This window comes from Pseudomonas sp. PAGU 2196, assembly GCF_022179005.1.
In the GTDB taxonomy this organism is placed as follows: Bacteria; Pseudomonadota; Gammaproteobacteria; order Pseudomonadales; family Pseudomonadaceae; genus Aquipseudomonas; species Aquipseudomonas kermanshahensis.
In genome coordinates this window covers 1-2,156 of sequence record NZ_BNTL01000054.1, presented here as the reverse complement: position 1 = coordinate 2,156, position 2,156 = coordinate 1, and the positions used below count along the sequence as shown (strand labels likewise).

3 protein-coding genes and 2 pseudogenes are annotated in these 2,156 nt (G+C 62.2%); 2 read left to right on the top strand and 3 right to left on the bottom strand.

Annotated features, from left to right (window positions below; translation table 11 throughout):
- Window positions 1-157, bottom strand: a pseudogene (locus tag MFF34_RS27765) (cytochrome C oxidase Cbb3); the annotation flags it as partial.
- Between the two features lie 49 nt (window positions 158-206).
- Between MFF34_RS27765 and MFF34_RS27760 the strand changes: the two are divergent.
- Window positions 207-899 carry an alpha/beta family hydrolase gene (locus tag MFF34_RS27760; protein ID WP_238217799.1) on the top strand — a complete coding sequence of 231 codons (693 nt, stop codon included), beginning with the start codon at window positions 207-209 and terminating at the stop codon, window positions 897-899.
- A 47-nt stretch (window positions 900-946) separates the two neighbouring features.
- On the opposite strand, the gene MFF34_RS27755 is transcribed toward MFF34_RS27760, so the two are convergent.
- Window positions 947-1,231: a pyrimidine/purine nucleoside phosphorylase gene (locus MFF34_RS27755; protein ID WP_099454863.1), complete on the bottom strand. Its 285-nt coding sequence runs from the start codon at window positions 1,229-1,231 to the stop codon at window positions 947-949.
- A 73-nt stretch (window positions 1,232-1,304) separates the two neighbouring features.
- Entirely contained in the window at window positions 1,305-1,856 is a 552-nt protein-coding gene (locus tag MFF34_RS27750) for an exonuclease domain-containing protein (protein ID WP_238217797.1), read from the bottom strand.
- A 171-nt stretch (window positions 1,857-2,027) separates the two neighbouring features.
- Between MFF34_RS27750 and MFF34_RS27745 the strand changes: the two are divergent.
- Window positions 2,028-2,156, top strand: a pseudogene (locus MFF34_RS27745) (amino acid ABC transporter substrate-binding protein); the annotation flags it as partial.

The following is a 2,156-nucleotide window of genomic DNA, read 5'->3' as shown; positions in this document are numbered from 1 at the left end:
AGCTGGTCCAGGGGAGGTCGAAGTTGAGGGACGGCCAGGCGAGCTGGGCGGCGATGAAGACGCCGAGCCCCATCCCGACGATTCCCCACACCACCGTCATGATGGCGAATTGGCGGACCACCTTGTAGTTGTAGGCGGTACTGCTGGTTGTGTTCATGTATGGGTTCCCATCCACGGTTATTGGCAGGCTATAGAGCGAGGCAAGCATGATTAATGGGCAAAGTGCCGGTATTGACGGGGATCAATGGGCGAAGGTCGGAAATGTCCCAGGCTTGCGCTGCGATCTTCCGCAAATTCAAGGGGATGACGGCTACAAAGGCTGTCTGATCCTGGCCCATGGTGCCGGTGCGCCGATGGACAGCGGGTTCATGGACGAGATGGCGCAAAGGCTCGCGGAGCTTGGGGTCGGGGTGATTCGCTTCGAGTTCCCGTACATGGCCGAGCGCAGGGTGAACGGCGGCAAGCGGCCGCCCAATCCGCAGAAGGTGCTGCTGGAATGCTGGCGCGAGGTGTACCGGCAGGTGCGACCTTTAGTCACAGGTAAGTTGGCCATCGGTGGCAAGTCCATGGGCGGGCGCATGGCCAGCTTGTTGGCCGACGAGCTCGAAGTGGATGCACTGGTGTGCCTGGGGTATCCCTTCTATGCGGTGGGCAAGCCGGAGAAGCCCAGGGTCGAGCACCTGGCGGGGCTCAAGACACCGACGTTGATCGTGCAGGGCGAACGGGATGCGCTGGGTAACCGTGAGGCTGTGGCGGGGTATGCACTGTCACCGGCGATCGAGGTGAGCTGGCTGGTGGCGGGCGATCATGACCTGAAGCCGTTGAAGGCTTCGGGGTTCAGCCATGCGCAGCATTTGCAGGCGGCGGCTGAGAAGGTGGCGGGGTTTTTGTCGAAATAGTGCTGGATTCTTCGCGGGCNNGCGAAGAGGCCGGTGCAGGCCAGCGCTTAGTCGCGGTACTCGCACAGGTAGGCGGTATCCACTTTCACCTGCAGCTGGAACTTGCTATCCGCGGCCACATTGAACTTGTCGCCAGCCTTGAAGGTTTCCCAGTTGTCGCTACCCGGCAGCTTGACGGTCAAAGCACCGGAAATCACATGCATGATTTCGCGCTTGGCCGTGCCGAACTCGTATTCGCCTGGTGCCATCACACCCACGGTGGCCGGACCTTCTTCGCCTGCGAATGCGATCGACTTGACGGTGCCGTTGAAGTACTCGTTGACCTGGAACATGGGCGACTCCTGAACAGGGGGATGAAAAAGGGCTGGCCAGTATGCCCAAGGCCATCCCCGTCGTCATCTGCTTTCAGGTGCCATTGGCCGGCAGGCTCAAGGGCAGTAGCCGCGCGGTATTGCGCGCATCTTCCAAGGCCCGGTGCTGCTGCCCGCAAAAGTGCATGCCGGCCAGTTGCAAGGCGCCATTTAGGCCGGTCGGCCGCTGCAGGTGACGGGCTTTGGCGAAGCGCTGCTTGAGGTTGATGTGCGGCACGGTGCGCAGCAGGCTGTCGAGCCCATGCTGTTGCCATTCCTGCAGTAACTGTTGGCGATCGTAGTCGCCCCAGCTGACCCAGGCCTGCAACTGCCCGCGGTGGTGACCCAGCCAGCGCTCGAAGCGCGCCCACACCTCAGGGAAGGGCGCGGCGCTGTCGACGCTGGCCTGGCTGATGTGCGTGAGCTCGCGGCAAAACGGCGTCAGCTGTGGCCGCCGCCGGGGCCGTACGAAACGCTGGAAGTGGTCGACTTCGCGGCCTTCGCGGGTTACCAGGCTTGCACCTATTTCAATGATTTCCATCTCTGTGACCGGCCACCCACCATCGTCGGTGGTGGCTTCCAGGTCGATCACCAACCAATGGCCCATACCAGGCTCCCTTGCAGATCCTGCTAGAGCGTAGCCAATGTCTGGCCTTACGGCACCCCCTGGCAATTTGCCGCCTGCTTTGGCACAAAGGCCGGCGACCAGCAGTTGTGCCCTGCCCGGAAAACGCCTAGCTTAGGCGCAACCAGGTACGAACCGTGATGAGTGTGCGTCTTGACCCCAGCGCCCGGCTTAAAGGCCTTGCCCATTCTGCTGATGCTGGCTGCGCTTTGGCTGGCAATACCAGGCTGGGCTGCCGACGCGATCGAAGTGAAGATCGGCGCCGCGCACTTCCCGCCCTAC

What these genes read in the sequence shown, in the direction of transcription:
- MFF34_RS27755 (WP_099454863.1), bottom strand. Translation starts at nt 1,231, where the DNA reads ATGTTCCAGGTCAACGAGTACTTCAACGGCACCGTCAAGTCGATCGCA.
- MFF34_RS27750 (WP_238217797.1), bottom strand. Translation starts at nt 1,856, where the DNA reads ATGGGCCATTGGTTGGTGATCGACCTGGAAGCCACCACCGACGATGGT.
- MFF34_RS27760 (WP_238217799.1), top strand. Translation starts at nt 207, where the DNA reads ATGATTAATGGGCAAAGTGCCGGTATTGACGGGGATCAATGGGCGAAG.